This is a genomic window from Serratia proteamaculans (genome assembly GCF_004684015.1).
Lineage (GTDB): Bacteria > Pseudomonadota > Gammaproteobacteria > Enterobacterales > Enterobacteriaceae > Serratia > Serratia proteamaculans_F.
This window is the reverse complement of sequence record NZ_SRIA01000018.1, coordinates 141,738-163,127: the sequence shown is the minus strand read 5'-3', so window position 1 is coordinate 163,127 and position 21,390 is coordinate 141,738. Positions and strand designations below refer to the sequence as shown.

General features: G+C 58.9%; 20 protein-coding genes. 10 read left to right on the top strand and 10 right to left on the bottom strand.

The window, feature by feature from the left end:
* Nucleotides 1–67: 67 nt before the first annotated feature.
* The 8 genes from E5C26_RS14615 to E5C26_RS14580 are packed head-to-tail and all read left to right on the top strand — an operon-like array spanning nucleotide 68 to nucleotide 8,071.
* Nucleotides 68–1,075 (top strand): 3-oxoacyl-[acyl-carrier-protein] synthase III C-terminal domain-containing protein, encoded by a 1,008-nt coding sequence (locus E5C26_RS14615; RefSeq protein WP_135316953.1) that lies wholly within the window; start codon nucleotides 68–70, stop codon nucleotides 1,073–1,075.
* A complete protein-coding gene (locus E5C26_RS14610; RefSeq protein ID WP_135316952.1) occupies nucleotides 1,072–2,088 on the top strand; it encodes an NAD-dependent epimerase/dehydratase family protein in 1,017 nt (338 codons plus the stop codon). The genes E5C26_RS14615 and E5C26_RS14610 overlap by 4 nt, the downstream gene beginning before the upstream one ends.
* Entirely contained in the window at nucleotides 2,081–2,887 is an 807-nt protein-coding gene (locus tag E5C26_RS14605) for an MBL fold metallo-hydrolase (RefSeq protein WP_135316951.1), read from the top strand. The genes E5C26_RS14610 and E5C26_RS14605 overlap by 8 nt, the downstream gene beginning before the upstream one ends.
* Nucleotides 2,884–4,167: a F390 synthetase-related protein gene (locus E5C26_RS14600; RefSeq protein WP_135316950.1), complete on the top strand. Its 1,284-nt coding sequence runs from the start codon at nucleotides 2,884–2,886 to the stop codon at nucleotides 4,165–4,167. Before E5C26_RS14605 ends, E5C26_RS14600 begins: the two co-directional genes overlap by 4 nt.
* Nucleotides 4,167–4,784, top strand: a complete 618-nt coding sequence (locus E5C26_RS14595) for a phosphatase PAP2 family protein (RefSeq protein WP_167796659.1) — start codon at nucleotides 4,167–4,169, stop codon at nucleotides 4,782–4,784. The genes E5C26_RS14600 and E5C26_RS14595 overlap by 1 nt, the downstream gene beginning before the upstream one ends.
* Nucleotides 4,781–5,914, top strand: a complete 1,134-nt coding sequence (locus E5C26_RS14590) for a sterol desaturase family protein (RefSeq protein WP_135316948.1) — start codon at nucleotides 4,781–4,783, stop codon at nucleotides 5,912–5,914. Before E5C26_RS14595 ends, E5C26_RS14590 begins: the two co-directional genes overlap by 4 nt.
* Nucleotides 5,907–6,989 carry a fatty acid desaturase family protein gene (locus E5C26_RS14585; protein WP_135316947.1) on the top strand — a complete coding sequence of 361 codons (1,083 nt, stop codon included), beginning with the start codon at nucleotides 5,907–5,909 and terminating at the stop codon, nucleotides 6,987–6,989. The genes E5C26_RS14590 and E5C26_RS14585 overlap by 8 nt, the downstream gene beginning before the upstream one ends.
* Complete coding sequence (locus tag E5C26_RS14580; protein ID WP_135316946.1) at nucleotides 6,986–8,071, top strand: fatty acid desaturase family protein; 1,086 nt, start codon at nucleotides 6,986–6,988, stop codon at nucleotides 8,069–8,071. Before E5C26_RS14585 ends, E5C26_RS14580 begins: the two co-directional genes overlap by 4 nt.
* A gap of 49 nt (nucleotides 8,072–8,120) precedes the next feature.
* Here E5C26_RS14580 and E5C26_RS14575 read toward each other — a convergent pair whose 3' ends face one another.
* Genes E5C26_RS14575 through E5C26_RS14565 form a run of 3 tightly spaced genes read right to left on the bottom strand, consistent with a single transcriptional unit; the run spans nucleotide 8,121 to nucleotide 10,695 of the window.
* A complete protein-coding gene (locus E5C26_RS14575; protein WP_135316945.1) occupies nucleotides 8,121–8,270 on the bottom strand; it encodes a DUF2474 domain-containing protein in 150 nt (49 codons plus the stop codon).
* Between the two features lie 14 nt (nucleotides 8,271–8,284).
* Nucleotides 8,285–9,292, bottom strand: a complete 1,008-nt coding sequence (cydB, locus tag E5C26_RS14570) for a cytochrome d ubiquinol oxidase subunit II (RefSeq protein WP_135316944.1) — start codon at nucleotides 9,290–9,292, stop codon at nucleotides 8,285–8,287.
* A 2-nt stretch (nucleotides 9,293–9,294) separates the two neighbouring features.
* The gene (locus tag E5C26_RS14565) at nucleotides 9,295–10,695 is read right to left on the bottom strand and encodes a cytochrome ubiquinol oxidase subunit I (RefSeq protein ID WP_135316943.1); all 1,401 of its coding nucleotides are present in this window, start codon (nucleotides 10,693–10,695) and stop codon (nucleotides 9,295–9,297) included.
* Between the two features lie 144 nt (nucleotides 10,696–10,839).
* Between E5C26_RS14565 and E5C26_RS14560 the strand changes: the two genes are divergently transcribed.
* A complete protein-coding gene (locus E5C26_RS14560) occupies nucleotides 10,840–12,270 on the top strand; it encodes an aminotransferase-like domain-containing protein (RefSeq protein ID WP_135316942.1) in 1,431 nt (476 codons plus the stop codon).
* Nucleotides 12,271–12,273: 3 nt separating this feature from the next.
* On the opposite strand, the gene E5C26_RS14555 is transcribed toward E5C26_RS14560, so the two are convergent.
* Nucleotides 12,274–13,248, bottom strand: coding sequence for an alpha/beta hydrolase (locus E5C26_RS14555; protein WP_135316941.1), 975 nt, complete (start codon nucleotides 13,246–13,248; stop codon nucleotides 12,274–12,276).
* Between the two features lie 242 nt (nucleotides 13,249–13,490).
* Between E5C26_RS14555 and E5C26_RS14550 the strand changes: the two genes are divergently transcribed.
* Nucleotides 13,491–14,417 carry a N(4)-(beta-N-acetylglucosaminyl)-L-asparaginase gene (locus E5C26_RS14550; protein ID WP_135316940.1) on the top strand — a complete coding sequence of 309 codons (927 nt, stop codon included), beginning with the start codon at nucleotides 13,491–13,493 and terminating at the stop codon, nucleotides 14,415–14,417.
* A 13-nt stretch (nucleotides 14,418–14,430) separates the two neighbouring features.
* Here E5C26_RS14550 and E5C26_RS14545 read toward each other — a convergent pair whose 3' ends face one another.
* The 6 genes from E5C26_RS14545 to E5C26_RS14520 form a co-directional block, all read right to left on the bottom strand.
* Entirely contained in the window at nucleotides 14,431–15,423 is a 993-nt protein-coding gene (locus E5C26_RS14545) for a LacI family DNA-binding transcriptional regulator (RefSeq protein WP_240776032.1), read from the bottom strand.
* 61 nt (nucleotides 15,424–15,484) lie between these two features.
* Nucleotides 15,485–16,618: an ABC transporter ATP-binding protein gene (locus tag E5C26_RS14540; RefSeq protein ID WP_135316939.1), complete on the bottom strand. Its 1,134-nt coding sequence runs from the start codon at nucleotides 16,616–16,618 to the stop codon at nucleotides 15,485–15,487.
* A complete protein-coding gene (locus E5C26_RS14535; protein ID WP_135316938.1) occupies nucleotides 16,618–18,027 on the bottom strand; it encodes a leucyl aminopeptidase family protein in 1,410 nt (469 codons plus the stop codon). Before E5C26_RS14535 ends, E5C26_RS14540 begins: the two co-directional genes overlap by 1 nt.
* Nucleotides 18,028–18,030: 3 nt before the next feature.
* Nucleotides 18,031–18,864, bottom strand: a complete 834-nt coding sequence (locus E5C26_RS14530; protein WP_135316937.1) for a carbohydrate ABC transporter permease — start codon at nucleotides 18,862–18,864, stop codon at nucleotides 18,031–18,033.
* Nucleotides 18,854–19,795, bottom strand: coding sequence for a carbohydrate ABC transporter permease (locus E5C26_RS14525; RefSeq protein WP_135316936.1), 942 nt, complete (start codon nucleotides 19,793–19,795; stop codon nucleotides 18,854–18,856). Before E5C26_RS14525 ends, E5C26_RS14530 begins: the two co-directional genes overlap by 11 nt.
* A 61-nt stretch (nucleotides 19,796–19,856) precedes the next feature.
* Nucleotides 19,857–21,179, bottom strand: a complete 1,323-nt coding sequence (locus E5C26_RS14520; protein ID WP_135316935.1) for an ABC transporter substrate-binding protein — start codon at nucleotides 21,177–21,179, stop codon at nucleotides 19,857–19,859.
* Between the last annotated feature and the right edge of the window lie 211 nt (nucleotides 21,180–21,390).

The following is a 21,390-nucleotide window of genomic DNA, read 5'->3' as shown; positions in this document are numbered from 1 at the left end:
TCGCCGCTGCCGCCAGGATAGCGCCGGGAGATCGCTTTATGGATATTCAGGTTAGTTAACAATAATCATGACAATACAATCTTGTTCACCCGCGTTGCTGCCGCTGAAAGTCATTGCCACGGGAGCAGCACTGCCACCCAACCGAGTCGACTCCTCTGCGCTGGACAGTCTGCTGTGCAAACCGGCCGGCTACGTCGAGAAACGCTCCGGTATCAGTTACCGGTTTCACGCCGCCGATGATGCCAGCCAGGCTGAGCTGGCTGTCGCCGCATTGCAGAATGCCTTAACCCGTTGCCGCATCGATGCACAATCAATCGATCTGCTGATTTCCGCGTCCGCAATTTCAGTGCAGGCCCTGCCTTGCACCGCTGCGCATATTCTTAAAGTGGCCGGTTTGGCACCGGGCACCGCCGGTTTCGATATCAACAGCAGCTGCGTCAGTTTTATCTCTGCCATGCAGGTGGCCGCCGGGCTGCTGAATGCTGGTACCTACCGGCGCATTGCTATTGTCTCCGCCGATTTGGCTTCGCGCGGTATTGACTGGCAGCACGAAGAATCTTCGCTGATATTTGGCGACGGTGCGGCCTGTGTCATCGTCGAGCGCGGCGACGGTAGCAGCGGTATTCTGGCCAGTCTGGTGGAAACCTATCCCGAGGGCAGTGAACTGTGCGAGATCCGGGCCGGCGGTACGCGGCGCAACCCGCGCGCCGGTATGAATAACAGCGATTTCCTGTTTCATATGCAGGGCAAACAGCTGTTCCGCCAGGCATCGGCATTGATCGAGGATTATCTTGCCAGGTTGCTGGCCGCCAGCGGCCTGACGCTGGCGCAGATCGCCACGGTGGTGCCGCATCAGGCGAGCCACCTGTCGCTCGAACATATGCGCAAGCGGCTGCACGTTCCTCCTGAGGTACTGGTGGATATTTATCGGTTTCACGGTAATCAGGTGGCGGCGTCTATCCCCACGGCGCTACACGCTGCGGTTACCTGCGGGCGATTTAACCCAGGCAAACCGGTGATGCTGATCGGCACCGCCGCCGGACTGTCGCTGGCCGGCATGGTGCTGCTGCCATGAAGGTGCTGGTCACCGGGGCCACCAGCGGACTGGGCCGTAACGCGGCGCAGTGGTTGCTGGAGGCGGGCCATCAGGTTCATGGCACCGGGCGCGATAGCCGCGCTGGGCAGGCACTGCGTGAGTTGGGGGCCGAGTTCAGCCCGCTGGATTTAACGCAGGCCACGGCGGAGCAGTGTCGTCAACTGATGGCCGGTTGCGATTGGGTCTGGCACTGCGCGGCAAAATCCTCCCCCTGGGGCAGTCAGGCAGAGTTCTGTCAGGCTAACGAGGTTGCGACCGAAAAACTGGCGCAGGCGGCAGGGGACTGCGGCGTCCGGCGTTTTGTTCATATCTCCACCCCGGCAATCTATTTCGATTTTCGGCCGCAGCAGAATATTGAAGAAGGCTACCGTGCCCGGCGTTTCGCCAACCATTACGCTGCCAGCAAGTATGCCGCGGAACAGCGGCTGCAGGCACTGGTGCCGCGTTACCCGCAAACTACCTATATCATTCTGCGGCCCAGAGGGCTGTTCGGCCCGCACGACCGGGTGATTGTGCCACGGCTGCTGCAACAGCTGGATCGCGACCGCGGAGTATTACGGTTGCCTGGCGGTGGTAAAGCGGTATTGGATCTGACCTTTGTACTTAACGTGGTGCATGCGATGGTTCTGGCCAGCCGCCAGCACGGGTTGCCATCCGGCGCGGCCTACAACATCACCAATCACCAACCGCAGCGGTTGGCGGATATGCTGGATTCGCTGCTGCGTCAGCAACTGGGGCTGAGTTATCGGCTGCAGGCGGTGCCTTATTCCTTGCTGTACGCTCTGGCGGGCGGGCTGGAGTTGCTGGCCCGTTTTACCGGCAGAGAACCCATGCTGACGCGTTATAGCGTGGCGGCGGTGCATTTTGACATGACGCTGAGCCAAACCCTTGCGGTGGAACAGTTGGGTTATCGGCCGCGCTATTCGATGGAAGAGGGGATCCGCATCACCGGCGACTGGCTCAAACGGCAAGGAGAGCAGCCCCATGGCTAAGGTTACGGTTTTTGAAGTGGGTTACTGTACCCATATCGGCTGTATGGCGCTGCGCGGTGCCGGTTTTCGGGTGTGTAAATTCCCGGCCCGTGCCTATTTGCTGGAGGTGGGAGAGCGCCGCTGGCTGTGGGATACCGGTTATGCGCACTATTTCCAGCAGCAGACGCAGTCTGGCATTTTCCGTATCTATCGCCAAATGACGCCGGTGTATTTCGACCCGCGTGAGTCGCTGAGCCAGCAGTTGCTGTCTGCCGGTTACGCCGCCAATGATATTCAGGCGCTGATTATTTCGCACTTTCACGCCGACCATATTGCCGGGCTGCGTGATTTCAAACACCTCGATTTTATCTGCTCTGGCGAAGGCTGGCGGCGAACCCGCACTTTACGCGGCTTTGCAGCGTTAAAACGCGCTTTTATCCCTGGCCTGATCCCAGAAGATTTCGAGAGCCGTCAGCAGTTTATCGAGGGTTTCCCACCGGTCAGTCTGCCTGCGCTACTGGCCCCTTTCGAGCGCGGCTATGTGCTGCCGGGCAGTGAAGGGCAGATCCTGCTGGTTGATTTGCCGGGGCATGCGGCAGGGCATATTGGCGCGTTTATCCTCACCGAGGATGGCTGGACGCTGCTGGCCAGCGACGCGGCCTGGTCGCCGCTGAGTTATCAGCAATTGCGCGGGCCTTCGCGCTTGGCCAATCTGGTGATGGACGATGCCAACGCCTATTACCGTACGCTGGAGCGGCTGAATCAGCTGTGGGCGAGCGGCAACGCGAATATTTTACTCTGTCATGAGGGGGATTTATGAACCTGCTGATGACGCTGTGGTATTACTTCCGTACCCGTCGCTTAACTTTTGCTGACCGCCAGGCGCTGGAGGCATACCAGGCCAAACGACTCAGGCGGTTTGCACGCCGTGTGCTGGCGAAGAGTCCTTATTTCAGCCGCTTCAACCGGCAAGCCATCGCCACCTGGCCGCAGATGGACAAGGCGCTGATGATGGCGCAATTCGACCAAATGAATACCGCCGGGCTGCAGCGCGATCAACTGCTGGCCTGCGCACGACGCAGCGAACAACAGCGGGATTTCAGCCCGAAAATCGGTAAATACAGCGTGGGCCTGTCGTCGGGCACTTCCGGCCAACGCGGTATTTTTGTCGTCAGCCCGCATGAACAAAGCCTTTGGGCCGGTGGCATGCTGGCGAAAATGCTGCCGGATGGGCTGTTTGCCGGTGAGCGCGTGGCGCTGTTTCTGCGGGCGGACAATAACCTGTATCACAGCGTCAACAACCGCTGGCTGAGCCTGGAGTTTTACGATCTCTTTGCTCCCTTTGCCGAACAGTTCTCGCGGCTGGAGCAACAGGCACCGACGATTATCGTCGCACCAGCGCAGGTGCTACGTGCATTGGCGCTGGCGGTGTTGGCCAGAAAAATTCGGCTCGAGGTTAAAAAGGTGATTTCGGTAGCCGAGGTGCTGGAAGAGCAAGACCGGCGACTGCTGGCGCAGGTGTTCCCGGCGGTGGGGGAGGTCTATCAGGCTACCGAAGGCTTCCTCGCCGCCACCTGCGCGCACGGCACCCTGCACCTGAACGAAGAGTTTTTGCATATCGAACCCCAATGGATTGATGAGCAGCGCTTTACGCCGTTGATCACCGACTTCACCCGTAGCACCCAACCGATTGTGCGCTATCGGCTGGACGACGTGCTGGTCAGGCAGGCGGAGCCTTGCCCCTGTGGGCAGTCGTCAATGGCGATTGCCCGTATAGAAGGACGGCGTGACGATCAACTGATGTTGCCGGATGCCTTTGGTCGGCCGCAGGTGGTGTTTGCCGATCTGTGCAGCCGGGCAATTGCCAATGCACTGCCGCTGACCAGCGATTATCGCCTCATCCAGTCTGGCGTGCGGCAGTTGCAACTGATTGCCGACTGTAGCGAGACAGAGCTGGCACACTGTCAGCAGCAGCTGGCTGCCTTGTTTGAACGCCACGGCATCGCCAGCGCAGGGCTGGAGTGGCAACTGAGTACGCAGGCGGTGATGCCGCAGTTTGATCTCAAGAGAAGGCGGATTATCCGGCAGGTAGCGGCATGATGAAAACGCTGCCGTACCGGCTGTGGCAAATGCTGTTGGGCTGGGGATTTGTCGGGATAGTCTATAGCTTTACCGACCACTTTCAGGGCGCGGGCACGCTGCTCCCACCTTCGGCGATTGACCGCTGGATCCCCTTTAGCCCGACGGCGATTTGGCTATACCTGTCTTTCTTTATCATTATTCCTCTGGGCTACTTGCTGGCACCCATCCCGCGGGTTAAATGGTTGCGTGCCGCGATGCAGCTGGCGGCGTTGGGGGCCGGGGCGGTCTACCTGCTGTGGCCGACCACTATGGCTTATCCGCCGGACAGCGGAGTCGGCGCGAGTTCAAAACTGCTGGCGGCGCTGACCCAGGTGGATTCGCTGCAAAATTGCCTGCCGTCGTTACATATGGCGCTGACGGTGCTGGCGGTGTGGGCGCTGAGCTGTCGGCAACGTAAAGCGAGAACGGCACTGTTAATGTTATGGGCGCTGGCGATTGCCTTTTCCATTCTGCAACTGCGCCGCCATCTGCTGGTCGATCTGGTTAGCGGGGCGTTGCTGGCATTTCTGGCCGGCTGGTTGGTTCAGCGTAAAGAAAGCTGGCGACGTAACGTCACTAAAGGAGAGATAGGATGAGCGAACTGGCGATGCCGATCCTGTTCATGCTGTTTGTCGTCATTGGCGAGGCGCTGGTGCTGCAGTATGCACAGCGGCGGCAGGTCAACTGGCACGATCTGGTGTTCAATCTGAACTCCGGCCATATCATGCTGTGGTTGTTCCGCGGGCTGGAAATCACCTGCTACGGCTATGTGGCGGCGCACTTCAGCCTGGATTTGTTCGGTAGTTGGCCACCGGTGCTGATGTGGTTGTTTGCCCTGCTGGCATGGGACTTCGGTTTTTACTGGTTGCATCGCTTGCATCATTACCTGCGTGTGCTGTGGGCGGTGCATGTGGTGCATCATCAGGGCGAGCATTTCAATCTGTCGCTGGGGGTACGCAACTCCTGGTATTCGTCACTGACTTCGATCCCATTCTTTTTGCTGCTGGCAGTATTGGGTGTGCCGTTGTCGGTGTTTGTCACGGTCTCAATCCTGCACTACAGCATCCAGCTGTTTAACCATAATGCGCTGACCCCCAAACTTGGCTGGCTGGAGTACATACTGGTGACGCCAGCGCACCATCGGGTGCATCACGTTAAAGATATGGCCTATTCGAACCAGAACTTCGGCGGCAGCTTTATTTTCTGGGACAAGCTGTTCGGCACTTTTTGCCCCAGCCTGCCGCAAACGCCGTTTGTGTATGGCGTCAGCGGCGATAAGCCGTCCGCCAATCCGTTTTGGGCCAGCAATCTGCCATTCCTGCGCTATTTCCGTCTGCGCTGGCGGCCCAGGGCGAGCAGCGGCCGTTTTCACTACTCGGCGCTTAGTGTGTTCAGCGGCGCAATGCTGCTGTTTGCGCTGGTGATTGGTTATGTTGACCAGTACGGCTATGGCTACAGCGATATCAGCTGGCCGCAGATGGCGCTGCTGGTGTTGTTGGCGTTGGGTTCTATGGCGCTGGGCGGCATGACCGAAGGGCATCGTTGGGCGATTGTTGCCTGGTTGATGATTACCCTGACTCTTCCGCTGCTGTTTATCGGTTATCTGGGCTGGTCGCCGCTTTATTGGCATCTCGCGATGGCCCTACTCACATTGCACGGTGTTTGCGTGGCGCTGGGCTGGGGTCGGGCAAGCGCTCCGGCGCCGGTGGAGGAACCCCATGGCTGACACACTGGCACCATTGAAGTTTCCCGCCGACGGTGAACAGGCGTTCCATCGTGCGCTTAAACGGGCGGCTCATGCCTATCTGGCCGGTGACCATCGCTATGCCGACGGTTGGCGCCTGGCGAAGGCGGCGCTGTTGTTGGTGCTGTGCGTGGGCTTTTATGCGCTGAGCCTGATGCAGCAGCAGGTTTGGACATTTTTGGCCTGTTATTTCTTGTTCGTGATGATGGGCATGTTGCTCAACGTGAATGTTAACCACGATGCTTCGCATAATGCTTTTCTACGTGCTCCTTGGGCCAACCGACTGGCAGGGCGGCTGGTGACGCTGCCGCTGGGGGTGGATCCGGATTATTGGCGGGTGCGCCATGTGGAATATCACCATGTTTACGCCAATGTTGAACACTACGATCTGGATACCGAAGAGAATGGTTTCTTCCGCCAGACCCCGTTCCAGCGCTGGCGCAAGCATATGCGTTATCAGCACTTGTACTGGCCGTTGATTGCTGCACTCTCCTTGCCCTATATCGCCTGGATATTCGACTGGTCGGATCGCCTGGGTAAAACCCCGCTGCATGAAAAGAACATTTTGCCGGGCCGTAGCGGCTGGGCTGTGTTTATCCTGTGCAAGATAGGCCATCTGTTGCTGGTTCTGGCAATACCTCTGGTGCTGTGCCAGCAGAACGGTATCGGTTGGCCGTGGGTGTTGCTGGCCTATGCGCTTAGCCAGATGTGCGCCTCGTTGTTGGTGGTGTTTCTGCTGCTGGGTACCCATTGGGCTCAGGCCGAATTTTATCCGGCCCCGGAGGGCGACAGCATGCCACATGGCTGGTATCGCCATAATTTCGCAACCGCCTGCGACTGGCAGACTTCGCCGAGTGGGTTGCAGCACCTGACCGGTGGGCTGAATTATCACCTGACCCATCATCTGTTTCCCGGCTGGAATCATCGCCATTATCCGGCGCTGGCCGCCATGGTGGCGCAGTTGGCGGTTGAGCACGGCATGAATTACCGCTGCATCGGTTACCGCGAACTGCTGGCGCAGCAACAGCAGTTCTTACGCCGGATGGGGCAGCCATGAAGCCATTGCGTCCGTTGGCCTTCAAGCGGGATGACAGCGGGTTGCATCGTGCGCTGATGCAGGCCGCGCAGGAGTATCTGAAAGATCATCACGACCATCGTTTTGCCGACCGCGGCATGCTGGCGAAAGTGCTTTCTCTGCTGGCGCTGTGCGCGCTTTGCTATGGGGTGAGCCTGCAGCAACAGAATCTCTGGGGCTTTTTTGCCTGCTACTTCGGTTTTATTTTCATCGGCATGTTCCTCACGGTCAACGTGGTGCACGACGCGTCGCACAACGCGTTTTTCCGGCAGCCCTGGGCCAACCGCTGGCTGAATGGCCTGGTGAGTATCCCGCTCGGCCTGGATCCCGATTGCTGGCGGGTACGGCACGTTATTTTTCACCACGCGCACAACAATATCGAACATTACGATCCCGATATCGACGCCAATGGCGTATTGCGCCAGACGCCGTTCCAGCGTTGGCGGCCCTTTATGCGCGCGCAGCGCTTTTACTGGCCGTTGGTGGCGGCGATGACCTTTCCGTATTACATCTGGCTTTTCGACTGGCTGGATCGGGCAGGGCGAACCCGGGTCAGGGCGAGGATGGCACAACAGGGTCTACGCGGCTGGAGCATTTTTCTGGCGGGCAAAGCAGCGCACCTGATACTGGCGCTGGCGATCCCGTGCTATTTGCTGCCGCCGGCGATCGGCGTGGGGCAGATCCTGCTGGTTTATCTGCTCAGCCAGATGTTGTCCTCATTGCTGTTCGTGATGTTGATTATCGGCACCCACTGGGCCAAGGCGCAATTTTATCAGGCACCGGATCAGGGACCATTAGCGCATGGCTGGTATCATCATGTGTTCGCCACGACCTTTGACTGGTTCCCGCGACCGCGCTGGCTGGGCTATTGGTTGGGCGGCGCCAATCTGCACCTGACCCACCATCTGTTCCCGCACTGGAGTCACCGGCATTACCCGGCATTAAGCCGTATCATTGCCGAGGTGGCACCGCGTTTTGGTATCGACTATCGCGTGCTGGAACTGGGGGAGTTGCTGCGCCTGCAACAGCGTTTTCTCAGTGCGATGGGGCGTAAACCGGTTTAGTTATTAGCGTGGGCATTTTACCGCCCACGCTTGCCAGACAACGCCTGGGTTAATGCGATCTCATGCCCGCGGCATTCATCAGCAGGCGGAACATTGAAGCGACTGCGAACAGCCCCAGCACGCTGGCGCTCCAGATCACCACCAGCCAGCCAATGCGTTTCCACCAGGGCGCCGGTACAGGTGCGGTTTTATCCTGCATAGTTTCTTCCCTCATCAGTGATAACCCTGTTCATGGCTGACCTTGCCGCGGAACACGTAGTAGCTCCAGAAGGTGTAAACCAAAATAATCGGAATGATAAACAGCGCACCCACCAGCATAAAGCCGAGGCTTTGCGGTGGCGCGGCGGCCTGCCACAGAGTGATGGACGGTGGGATCAACAGCGGCCAGATACTGATGCCCAGACCACTGAGGCCGAGGAACACCAGCAGCAGGGTGAGCAAGAAGGGCGAGTAGTGCGCCGCATTTTTCACCCCATGTTGAATGCCCCAGGCGCTGAGCAACACCAGGATCGGCACCGGCAGCAGCACCAACAGATTCGGCAGTGAGAACCAGCGGGTGGCGATCTCCGGGTGGGCCATCGGCGTCCAGATACTGACCACCGCCAGCACCAGCAGCAGGATGACCAACAGCGGGGTTGCCAACCGGTACATGCGGGCCTGCAGGTCACCGGCGGTTTTCATCACCAGCCAGGTGCAGCCGAGCAATGCATAGGTCACCACCAGCCCCAGCCCGCAAAACAGCGCGAACGGGGTCAGCCAGTCGAGAGCGCCACCGGCATAGGTGCGGCCGTTGACCGGGAAACCGTTGATAATGGCACCTACCACTACCCCCTGGCTGAAGGTGGCGAAGAGGGAGCCCCAGATAAACGCCTTGTCCCAGATGTGGCGTTTTTCTGCCGTGGCTTTAAAGCGGAACTCAAAGGCCACGCCGCGGAAGATCAGGCCAAACAACATCAGGGTCAGCGGAATGGCCAGCGCGTCGAGGATCACCGCGTAAGCCAATGGGAAGGCGCCAAACAGTGCCGCACCCCCCAGTACCAGCCAGGTTTCATTGCCGTCCCACACCGGGGCGACGGTGTTCATCATCACATCACGGTCACCGCTGTCCTTAACCCAGGGGAACAGGATGCCGATACCCAAATCAAAGCCGTCCATTACCACGTACATCATGGTGCTGAACACGATGATCACAAACCAAATCAGCGGAAGATCAATGCCCATGCTCAGCTCCTGTCATCCAGAGTTTCTTTCACCGCAGACAGCGGACGCGCCGGTCGGCCTTCGGTGTCATCTTCATGCACTTCATGCTGCTGCGGCCCTTTGCGGATCAGCCGCATCATGTAGGAGTAGCCCACGCCGAACACCGAACAGTAGACGAGGATAAACGCCAGCAGGCTGATGCTCATGTGCAGGTCACCGTGTGCGGAGACCGCATCCTTGGTGCGCAGCAGGCCATACACCACCCACGGCTGACGCCCAATCTCGGTAGTGAACCAGCCCGCCAGCAGTGCCAGCAAACCGGAAGGCCCCATCCACAAAATGAAGTAGAGGAACGGCCGCGACTGATACAGGCCACCGCGCCAGCGCAGCCACAGGCTCCAGACCCCGGCGAGTATCATCAGCATGCCCAGCGCCACCATAATGCGGAACGACCAGAACACCACGGTGGAATTCGGCCGGTCCTCCGGTGGGAAGGATTTTAGCGCCGGTACCTGCTCGGTCAGGCTGTGGGTCAGGATCAGGCTGCCAAGGTAAGGGACTTCCAGCTTGAAGCGGGTTTCCTCACGTTGCATATCCGGCCAGCCGAACAGGATCAGCGGGGTGGCTTCACCCGGCGGGTTTTCCCAGTGGCCTTCGATAGCAGCGATTTTTGCCGGTTGATATTTCAGCGTATTCAAGCCGTGGGCATCGCCGATCATCGCCTGTATCGGCGCGACAATCAGTGCCATCCACATTGCCATCGACAGCATTTTGCGCATTGCCGGAGTGTCACGCCCGCGCAGCAGATGCCAGGCGGCGGAGGCACTGACAAAGAACGCTGAGGACAGGAAGGCGGCGGTCGACATATGCAACAGCCGGTATGGGAATGACGGGTTGAAAATCACTTTCAGCCAGTCGACCGGCACCACCTGGCCGTTGATGATTTCGTGGCCCTGTGGCGTTTGCATCCAACTGTTGGAGGCCAGGATCCAAAAGGTGGAAATCAGCGTTCCCAGCGCCACCATGCAGGTCGCGAAGAAGTGCAGGCCGGGGCCAACACGGTTCCAGCCGAACAGCATCACCCCGAGGAAACCGGCCTCGAGGAAGAAGGCCGTCAGCACTTCATAGGTCAACAATGGGCCGGTAATGCTGCCGGCAAACTCGGAGAAGAAGCTCCAGTTGGTGCCGAACTGATAGGCCATCACCAGACCGGACACCACGCCCATGCCGAAGTTAACGGCGAAAATCTTTGACCAGAAATGATAGAGGTCGCGGTAGGTTTCGTTACGCGTTTTCAGCCACAACCCTTCCAGTACCGCCAGATAACTGGCCAGGCCGATGGTAATCGCCGGAAAAATGATATGGAAAGAAACGGTGAAGGCGAACTGTATTCTGGCAAGTTCCAGTGCATCAAGACCCAGCATGGCGCCTCCTTGGGTTGTACATAAAATGGCCTCTTCAGTATAGCGGTAATTTTTTGGTGGAAAGCTTGGCGCCAAGTTAAGCACGGAGTACAGTGGCTATAATAGTGACAGTTATTTCACTTTTTCATATAACAGTTAAGGCCTATGACCAGATACGAGCAGCTTGCGCAACAGATTCGTGAACAAATCCAAAACCGGGTATGGCGGGCGGGGGACAAGCTGCCGTCGCTGCGTGAGAGCGGCAAGCGTGCCGGACTGAGCCTGATGACGGTGGTGCAGTCGTATCAATTGCTGGAGAGCCAGGGCTGGATCGTCGCGCGGCCGCAGTCCGGTTATTACGTGGCGGCGCGCCCGCAGCCGCTGCCGCAGCCGGTACACGGCGAGAAGCTGTTGCTGAGCGAGCAGGTGGATATCAACACCTTTATTTTCGACGTGCTGCAGGCGTGCCAGGATCCGGCGATTGTGCCCTTTGGTTCGGCGTTTCCCGATGCCACCTTATTTGCTCAACCCAAGCTGGCGCGGGCGCTGAGCAGCGTGGCACGCAAGTTTACGCCGCACAGTTCACTGGCCAATCTGCCGCCCGGCAATGAAGCATTGCGGCGTCATATTGCCCAGCGTTATGCGCTGAGCGGTATGCAGGTGGCCCCGGACGAAATCGTGATAACCGCCGGGGCGATGGAGTCATTGAGCCTCAGCCTGCAGGCGGTGACCCAGCCGGGGGACTACGTGGCGATTGAGTCACCGGCGTTTTATGGCGCGTTACAGGCGCTGGAACGGCTGCGTCTGAAGGCGGTGGCGATTGCCACTCACCCGCAAGACGGCATCGATTTGGATGCACTGGAGCAGGCGCTGGAGCAGTACCCGATCAAGGCCTGTTGGTTGATGACTCACTTCCAAAACCCGCTGGGGGCCAGCCTGTCGGACGACAACAAGCAGCGGCTGGTGAGTTTACTGCGTGAGCGGCAGATTTCCCTGATTGAGGACGACGTTTACGGCGAGCTGTATTTCAGCGCCGAGCGGCCGCAGCCGGCCAAGGCGTGGGACAACGATGGGCAAGTCTTGCACTGTTCGTCATTCTCCAAGTGTCTGGCTCCGGGTTTCCGTGTTGGCTGGGTGGCGGCGGGGCGCTACGCGCAGCAGATCCAACGGTTGCAGCTGATGAGTACCGTCTCGACCAGCGTGCCGACCCAGCTGGCGATTGCCGACTATCTGCTGCACGGCGGCTATGATACCCACCTACGGCGTCTGCGCCGCTTGCTGGCGCAGCGCCAAAGCATGATGCGCCAGGCGATCGCCCACCATTTCCCGCCGACCGTCAAAGTCAGCCAGCCGGACGGTGGCTACTTCCTGTGGCTGGAGCTGGATCCGGCACTGTCGTCGATGGAACTCTACCAGCGAGCGCTGGCATTGGGGGTAAGTATCGCGCCGGGCAGAATGTTCACCACCGGCAACCATTTCAACCACTGCTTCCGTTTGAACGCCTCTTTTGACTGGAGCGACAAGCACGAGGCGGCGATCAAAACCCTGGCCAAACTGATCCGGCAGCTCGAACCCGCAGGCAAGGCTGCCCGGTAGGCTCTAGGCCAGATAATGCTTCAGCGCTCGTCCGGCCTGATGGAGGGCGGAATGCACCGCCGGGACATGGGCGATAGGGTTTAGCAGGCCATAATCGTGGATCAGCCCATTGTAGCGGGTGGAAGTGACCTCAACCCCGGCGGCATTCAGCAGCCGGGCATAGGCCTCGCCCTCGTCACGCAGCACGTCCAGTTCAGCGGTTTGCACCAGTGCCGGCGGCAGGCCTTTTAGCTGTTCCAGCGTGGCATTGAGCGGCGAGGCGTGGATTTCTTTGCGCTGCGCTTTATCGGTGGTGTAGTTATCCCAGAACCACTTCATCATATTGCGGGTCAGGAAGTGGCCTTCGGCGAACTGGTGATAAGAGTCGGTATCAAAGCTGGCGTGCGTTACCGGCCACAGCAGGATCTGAGTGCGCAGCGCCGGGGTGCCTTTTTCTTTGGCCATCAGGCTGACCACCGCCGCCATATTGCCGCCGACGCTGTTGCCGACCACCGCCAGGCGCGAACCGTCAACGTTGATTTTCTCGCCGTATTCGGCCACCCATTCGGTGGCGGCGTAGGCCTGGTTGATGGCGGTCGGGTAATGGGCTTCCGGTGACGGGGTGTAGTTGACGAACACCGCCGCGGCACCCGAGCTGTAAACCAAATCACGCACCAGTCGTTCATGGGTCGGGAAGTCGCCCAGCACCCAGCCGCCGCCGTGGAAGAACATAAACACCGGCAGTGCTTCCTTGATTCTGGCCGGTCGTACGATATGCAGCAGGATATCCTGCCCCTCGACATGAATGGTTTTCTCGCTGATTTCGACCTCGTGCAGCGGCACTTCGACGCTACGCTGCGCGCCCTCCAGCACTTTGCGCGCCTCTTTCGGTTTCATTTGTTCCATCGGCTTGCCACCACCGGCGTTCAACGCATCCAGAAAGGTGCGAATATCATGCTGTGCGGCCGGTTGGGTGGGATCTACAGTTTTCTTGGACATCATGGCTCCTCAAGCGCTTTTCGGTCGAGATCACAGTGTAGTTGAAGGATGCACGTTTGCTGGGCCGACAGCACGTTGAGAAAAGGCGTGCCAAGCCACGCTTTCGGCCGCCTGAGTTTGACTTTTCTACGGGGCGAAGATACTTTTTAAACACCAATGGCACACGTGTTCCATTGACGTCGATCACCGGATAACCCGGTGCCTCTTTTTGGCGCTTAACGCCGTGCAGGAAACAGAACCCTATGATTGTGATTGCAAACTCTGAAGGACATCCGGGCATCGGTCTGTCGGCCGAACGGTTGCAGCAGGGGCACAACGGCCTGCGGGCTATCGTTGACGGCATCAAGCTGGTGGAGTTGGATCCGAGTGTGCGCACCGTTGGCTATGGCGGCTGGCCCAACGTGTTGGGTGAGATGGAACTCGATGCCTCGGTGATGGACGGCGACAGCTTGCGCACCGGCGCAGTAGGGGCATTGCAGGGCTATTTGCATCCGGTGGAGGTGGCGTATCGGGTGATGGAAGACCTTAATCACGAGATCCTGGTCGGTGCCGGGGCGGCACGTTTTGCCGCCGAAATCGGTGCGCTGGCCGGTGACAATCTGATTGCCGACTCCAAACGCGTCTGGTGGGAAAAGCTGGAGCAGGCGATGAGTGCCGAGCAGCGCCGTGACTGGCCGAATATTCCGCTGGCCGGGCTGTCGAATAACGCCACTGACCCGGAGCGGGTGCGGGATACCACGGTATTTTTAGCGCAGGATGGTGGCGGCACGCTCAGCGCCGCGACGTCCACTTCGGGTTGGGCATGGAAATATCCGGGGCGTTTGGGGGATAGTCCAATCATCGGCAGCGGCTCCTATGCCGACAGCCGCTATGGAGCCTGCGCCTGCACTCACACCGGGGAAATGACCATCCGCTGCGGCACCAGTCGCGCCGTGGTGTTGTACATGAAGATGGGCATGACGCTGGATCAGGCGGTGTATGAAGCGATAGAGGATTTGGACTACCTGAAAGACGGTTATACCGAAGGGGTAACGATCCATGCTGTTGATAAGCAGGGCAACCACAAGGTGGTCAGCCTTAATTGCCCCGGCCCGATCCAATACTGGCTGTGGCAAACCGGCATGGCAGCACCGGAATTACGCGACGCCGAGATGATGACTACCCGCTGAAAGGCGGGGTTAATTAACAGGAGGCGCGCACCACCAGTTCGGTGGGAATGGTCACCTGCTGCGGCGCGGCCTGCGGGCTGCTGCTGCGTAGTTCGATCAGTTGCACAATGGCGGCGATCATCGCACTGATATCCCGCCGTACCGAGGTCAGTTGGTAGCTTGGCCAGGCGGCCATCGGGATATCGTCGAAGCCGTAGACCGCGACGTCCTGCGGGATCTGCTGCGACGTATGCAAACGAATATAATCCATCACCCCCATCGCCATGGAGTCTGCGGTGCAGAAGATCGCCTGCGGAGCCGGCTGTGCCGCCAGCAGCTGCGGCGCCAGTTTGAAACCGCTCAGATAGCTGTAATCCCCGCTGAGCTGGGCCACGATCTGCAAGTGCTGCTGCGCCGCCTGGGCTAAAAAGGTCTGTTGGCGCAGTTGTTCCCCTTTGGCGCTGCTGCGTCCGCCAAGCACCGCCACCCGTTGTTGACCCTTTTGCGCCATCAGCGCCGCCAATTGTTGCAGGCTGGGGGCCTCATCGGCGTTGAGCGCATCGCACAGGGCATCAGCCGCCAGGCCGTTGAGCATAATCGGCGTGGCGACGCGAAACAGGTCCTTGGCGGCGCGGGCGCTGATATGGTCGGCGAATACCACGGCAGAATCCACGTGATAGGAAATGGTTTGCTTTAGGTAGCCGGCCGGATCTTCGATGCCTTCCAGCCGGATCATCACCGCCTGCCGGTTGCTGTTTTGCAACTGCTCCACCAAACGGTCGAAAAACTCCAGGTCGGACAGGTCATGAAAGTGGTTTACCACCACCGCGACAAAGCCGGTTTTGCCGGTGTGCAGGCTCTGGGCGATGGCATCCGGGGCGTAGCCCAGTTGGCCAGCAACGCGCATGACCAGCTCACGGTTTTTCTGCGATACCCGGCCCTGATTGGAAAAGGCGCGGGAAACCACGGTGCGTGAAACGCCGGCAACGCGGGCGACATCGTGAGAGGTGACTTTTTTAATCGACATGGTGCGCATACTCAACAGAAAACAGGGCGCTGCGGTCGGGTCGCACAGCGGTAACAGGATCTCACAGAATGCTGCTCGGTAACACTGTTTCCCCCTGTGATGCCAGCCGTTCGCCGGTTTGCGAATCAAAAAAGTGCAGCGCAGTGGTGTCCAGCGTTACCGCCAGCGGTTGCCCTTGAGCGTGCTGCAACTGAGTATGCTGCTTCACGATGTATTGCGCGCCATTGTCGCCTTGCACGAACAGGTTGCTCTCTGCTCCCAGATTTTCGCTGTATACCAGCGTCCCGGTCAGATGCGGTTCTGCCAGCGGCTCGCTGATACGACAGGCTTCCGGTCTGCAGCCCAGCGTCAGCCAGGCTCCGTCCCGCTTGCTCAGCGCCGGAAAGTCGGCGGCGGCCAGCGGCAGCACCAGGCCAGAATCGCCTTGCAGCATAATCTGATCCCCCTGCACCTGTAGCTGAACTTCAAACAGATTCATCTGCGGTGAGCCGATAAACTCGGCGACAAAACGATTAACCGGGCGGTGGTAGAGATCCAGCGGCGTGCCGATTTGCTGCACTTTGCCCTGGTTCATGATCACCACTTTATCCGCCATGGTCATTGCTTCCACCTGATCGTGGGTGACGTAGATAATGGTGGCACCGATGGCCTTGTGCAGCGCCGACAGTTCCTGACGCATGCGGTTACGCAGTTTGGCGTCGAGGTTGGACAGCGGTTCATCGAACAGGAATACCTTCGGCCGCCGGACGATTGCCCGACCGAGCGCCACCCGCTGCCGTTGGCCGCCGGAAAGCTGGCCGGGTTTGACCTGCAGAAACTCGCTCAGATGCAGCATTTCGGCGACGGCGGCAATCTGGCTGGCGATCTCTGCTTTGGCCATGCCTTTGATTTTCAGCGACAGCGCCATGTTGTCGTACACCGTCATGTGCGGGTACAGCGCATAGCTCTGGAAGACCATGGCGATATCACGGTATTTGGGCAGCACTTCATTCATGCGTTCGCCGTCGATGCGCAATTCGCCGGAGGACAGGGTTTCCAGCCCGGCAATCATCCGCAGGGTGGTGGATTTTCCGCAGCCCGACGGGCCGAGCAGCACCACAAATTCACCTTTTTCCACCTGCAGATTCACGTTGCTGGCGGCTTGATAGCCGTTGTCATAACGTTTGTTGATATCAAGCAATTCTACGTAAGCCATCAGTGCTCCGTTTCGGCAAGCAGGGAACTCAGTCGTGCCAGCAGCAGCACGCCGAATGAGGACGCGCCGTTGGCATACAGCTTGCGGTGCGGCATATCGGTCGACATGGCGGCGATGTCCAGATGCGCCCAACGTTGGCCCGGTTGTACGAACTCGCTGATAAAGGTCGCCGCCACGCACGGGCTGCCGTGCGGATCTTCACCGCCGTGGCGGTAGTCGGCAAATTCAGACTTCAGCACGCCGTGATACCAGCCGCCGTGCGGCATCGGCCACACCGGTTCTGCGCTGGCCTGGCCCGCCTGGGTGACCTGTGCCAGAAAAGCCGGATCGTTGCCCATCATGGCGGCATATTCCTTGCCCAATGCCACGCCGGCACCGCCGGTCAGGGTGGCGATATCCAGCAGGTAATCCGGCTGGAAGCGTTGCTGGGCATAGCTGATGACGTCCGCCAGCACCATGCGGCCCTCGGCGTCGGTGGAAATGATCTCCACCGATTTGCCGTTGTGCATGGTGACAACGTCGCCGGGGCGCTGGGCACGGGAGGAGGGCATGTTTTCCACCAGCCCGCACAGGCCAATGACGCGGATTGGCAATTGCAATGCGTCGATAATGCGCATTGCACCCACCACTGCGGCGGCACCGCCCATATCGAACTTCATGGTGCTCATGCGTGCCGCGCCTTTGATGCTGATACCGCCGCTGTCGAAGGTGACGCCTTTGCCGACCAGCGCCAGCGTGTGGCGGGCGTTGGCCGGGCGGTGATCGAGAATTAACAACTGCGAGGCGCGGGCGCTGCCCTGGCCTACGCCGAGCAGGCCGCCGAAGCCCAGTGCCGCCATTTGTTCATCCCCCAATACCTCCTGGCGCAGATGACGGAAGGGCAACTGTGCTACCGCTTCTACAAAGCTTTCCGGGTAGAGAATGTTGGCCGGTTTGTTCATCAGTTCGCGGCCAATGATCACGCCCTCGGCATGCAGATTGGCCCAGTCGCACAGGGCCTGGGTGGCCGCATCCTCGCTGCCCAGTGGCAGGGTTGGGTCGGCAAGCCGGGCGCTGGCGTGATGCTGATAATGATAAGCGCCCAGCCGCAGGCCGAACAGTAACCAGCGCCAGTTCTCGGCATCTGCCGGCAGCTCTGGGGCCAGCGTCAGGCGGAGCTGTTGCAGCCCGTAGTCTTTTTGCCCGGCGGCGATCACCGCCCCGGCATCCTGCAGCGCGGCAGGGGTCAGCAGCGTGCCGATATTAAGGGCAAAACGGTTTTCGCCCAGCGGATAAAGCCTGCCGACGGCTGCCTGTTGCAGCCCGGCATTTTGCAATGTGGCGGGCAGTTGGCTTTCTGCGCTGGCAAACAGGATCACCTGTTGGCGCTCGGCCGCGCCGTTAACGCGGTAAATATCGATTGATTGCATAAGTTACCCTTTGACCGCCCCACGGGTGAGGCTCTCCATCATTTGTTTGGACGAGAAGATAAAGGCGATCAGCAGCGGCACGATCGCCAGAAAACTGCCGGTCATCACCAGGTTCCACGGTGTGGCAGTGGCACCGCTTAGGCTGCGTAATACCAACTGAAGAATTTGTTTATCCGGCGACTGCAACGCCACCAGCGGCAGCATAAAGTTGTTCCAGGTATCGACTACTACCACGATCGCCACCGTCAGCAGCGCCGGGCGCATCAGCGGCAAGCCGATACGCAGGAAGATTTGCAGCTCGTTCAGGCCGTCCATACGTGCGCTGTCGAGGATTTCGCTGGGCAGCGAGGAGCTGACGTACTGGCGTACCAGGAAAATGCCGAAGATGTTGACCCCGGCGGGCAGCCAGACGGCGGCGAACTGATCGAGCAGGCCAACGCTTTTGATCACGAAGAAATAGGGCACCAGGTTGACCACGCTGGGGACCATCATGGTCAGCATCAGGGTGGTGAACAGCACCTTTTTGCCCTTGAACTGATAAACGCTGAAGGCGTAGCCCGCGGCGGCGGACACCAGCACGCTGGTCAGCGTCGCCATGGCAGTGACATACAGGGTATTGAGCAGCGCGTGGGTGAAGGGCACTTGCTGTTCCAGCCCGCGATAATTTTCCAGCAGATGGCTGCCAAAGCGCAGCGACATGCCCATGATGCTGCGGGTGTCCTGCGTCGCCAGCAGGGCCGACCAATAGAACGGGAATAATGACAGCGAAGCAAACAGTGAGACCAGCAGGTAAATCACCAGTTTGCCAGTGTCAAAACGGCGGCCGTTAGCGTTCATTGTTCAATCCTCCCCGTTTGCCAAAGCCCCAGAACACCAGAGCACTGACTGCGGCAATCAACAGGAACAGGATCCAGGAGATCGCCGAAGCGGTGCCCATATCCAGATAGGACCAACCGGTTTTGTACACGTACATCGATACCGTCAGGCCGCTGTTGTCGACGCCGCCGGTGCCTTGCGTCAGGATCATCGGTTCATTGAACAATTGCATATTGCCGATCAGCGTCATCAAGGTGGCGAAGAAGATAAAGGGCGCCAACAGCGGCAGGGCGATATAGCGGAATTTTTGCCAGCGGCCCGCGCCGTCCAGTTCTATCGCTTCGTACAGGTCCGGTGAGATTGACGCCAGACCGGTCATGTAGATGACGGTATTGATGCCGGTAAACTTCCAGGTCACCTGATTGGCGATGGTGAAGCGGATCCAGTCGCTGTCAAAAAAGTTGATCGGCAAGGCAGCCGCCAGCGCGCCGAGGTGCAGTCGGGTGGCTAACCCGCTGAGCAGTTCGTTAACCATGCCGACCGGGGAGAACAGGTTGAACACAATCAAGCTGACGGCGACGGAAGAGGTGATGTAGGGCAGGAAGATCGCCGCCTTCAAAAAGCGTCTGCCGCGCACGATGATGTGCAGCAATGAATAGGCCAGGGTGATGGCAAACAGGTGCTGGCAAATACCGGACACCAGCGTAATTTTGATGGTGTTGACCAGCGACACCCAGAAGGCATCGTCGGTGAAGGCATAGTAAAAGTTGTCCAGCCCGACAAACTTCATCGAACTAAGGCCTTTAACCGGGTTCCACGACTGAAAGGACAGAAACGCCGAGAAGAAGATCGGGAAGGCGTTGAACACCGCGAACAGCAGCATAAACGGCAGCAGCAGCAGGTAGGCGGTGCGGTGATCGTGCAGCAGCCCTTTGAAAAATCGCTTACGCATAGACTCCCCGAACCGACGGAAAACATAAAGTCGGCGGCCGACTGACCGCCGTATCTGATGATTACAAAGCGCGCATCCGGCGCTCGAGCAGCTTGTTGGCATCGCGCAGGGTGCTGTCGATGTCCTGATGCTGCACCAGAATTTTCTTCGCCGCTTCGTTAAGGATTTCGTTGGCGATGTTATCTTCCGGCGATGAGGCGACCGGTTTCAGATCCGGCACCAGGCTGGCGTAGTAGCGCATCGAATGTTGACCGCCGAGTATGTTGCTCGGTGTGTCGAAGTAGGGGGCGTTATACACGTCGAGGCGGGCAGGCAGGGTACCGGCGGTTTTCGCCGCGTCGATCACTACGTCACGCTGCATAAAGTATTGAATGAACTGCCAGGCCGCCTGGGCATTTTTGCTCTGCTTCGGGATCACCAGCGTGGTGCCACCGGCATTGACCTTGATATTGCCCGGCACGCCGGTCACGCGCCACAACCCTGCTTTGGCACCGTCCGGATCCAATTCCTGCTCGATGCGGCCTTCGTCCCAGGGGCCGTCGATATCGGCAAACAGTTTCCCCTGACGGTACAGTTTGATGTATTCCTGCGAGTTGGTGGAGCCGTCAAGCGAGGCCGCCAGCCCTTTGTCATACAGCGTTTTAATCACCGTCATCAGCTGTTTGATCTGCGGGGAGTCGAGATTGGGTTTGCCGTCTTTGGTGTATACCGGCTTGCCCGGTTCACTGTTCATGCCCACCACCAGCGGGTTGATCAGGCTGGTGGCCGCCGGGAGCAGATAGGCGCCTTGCTCTTTTTTCAGTTTTTCACCAAAGGCGATAAAGCTGTCCCAGCTTTTGGTGATGTCTTCAATCTTCACGCCAGCCTTCTGCACCATGTCGTTGCGGTAGATCATGATCACCGGGCCGGTGTCGTAAGGTACACCATAGATGTTGCCATCGTTGCCCTTCGCCAGGCTGATCATCGAGGGATCAAACTGCCAGCCCTGGCTATCGATGCTGAACGGTGGAGCGCTCAGGTTGTTCAGGCCACCGGAGTTGGCAAAACTGCCCAGCTTGATGGTGCTGACGCTGAAAATATCGGCGGCGCCTTGGCCGACGGCCAGCGCGGTGGTCAGTTTTTGATGACAGTCGGCGAAGCCGCATTTGAACGACTGCACCTGGATGTCCGGATGTGCCGCCTCAAAGTCTTTAATCACCTTGTTGATGTAATCATTCGGCAAATAGTTGGCGAAGGTAATGCGGGTGTTGGCGCTGGCGGAAACGGGCAGAGCCAGCAGCACGGCCAGTGCGGCCCCGGTGATCCTATGGTTAGTACGCAAGCAGAAATGAGCCATGATAACCCCGATGCTGTGCAGTCGATGTGGTGTGTGTTTTTTCATCATGGAACACGTGTTCCATTGAAATTAACCTATTATTGCGCCCCCGGACTGTCAACAATTTGTTCAGTAAGTTAACAAATATGAGATCTGGCGCGGAAGTTACTCGCAGATACGCCCGATGATGGTTCACACAGGAGCACGCCGAGCCTGAACTGGCGCGGCTTTGCCCGTGTTTGGTGCATTCTGTGCACCGAAGTGGGGCGAAAGTGTGATC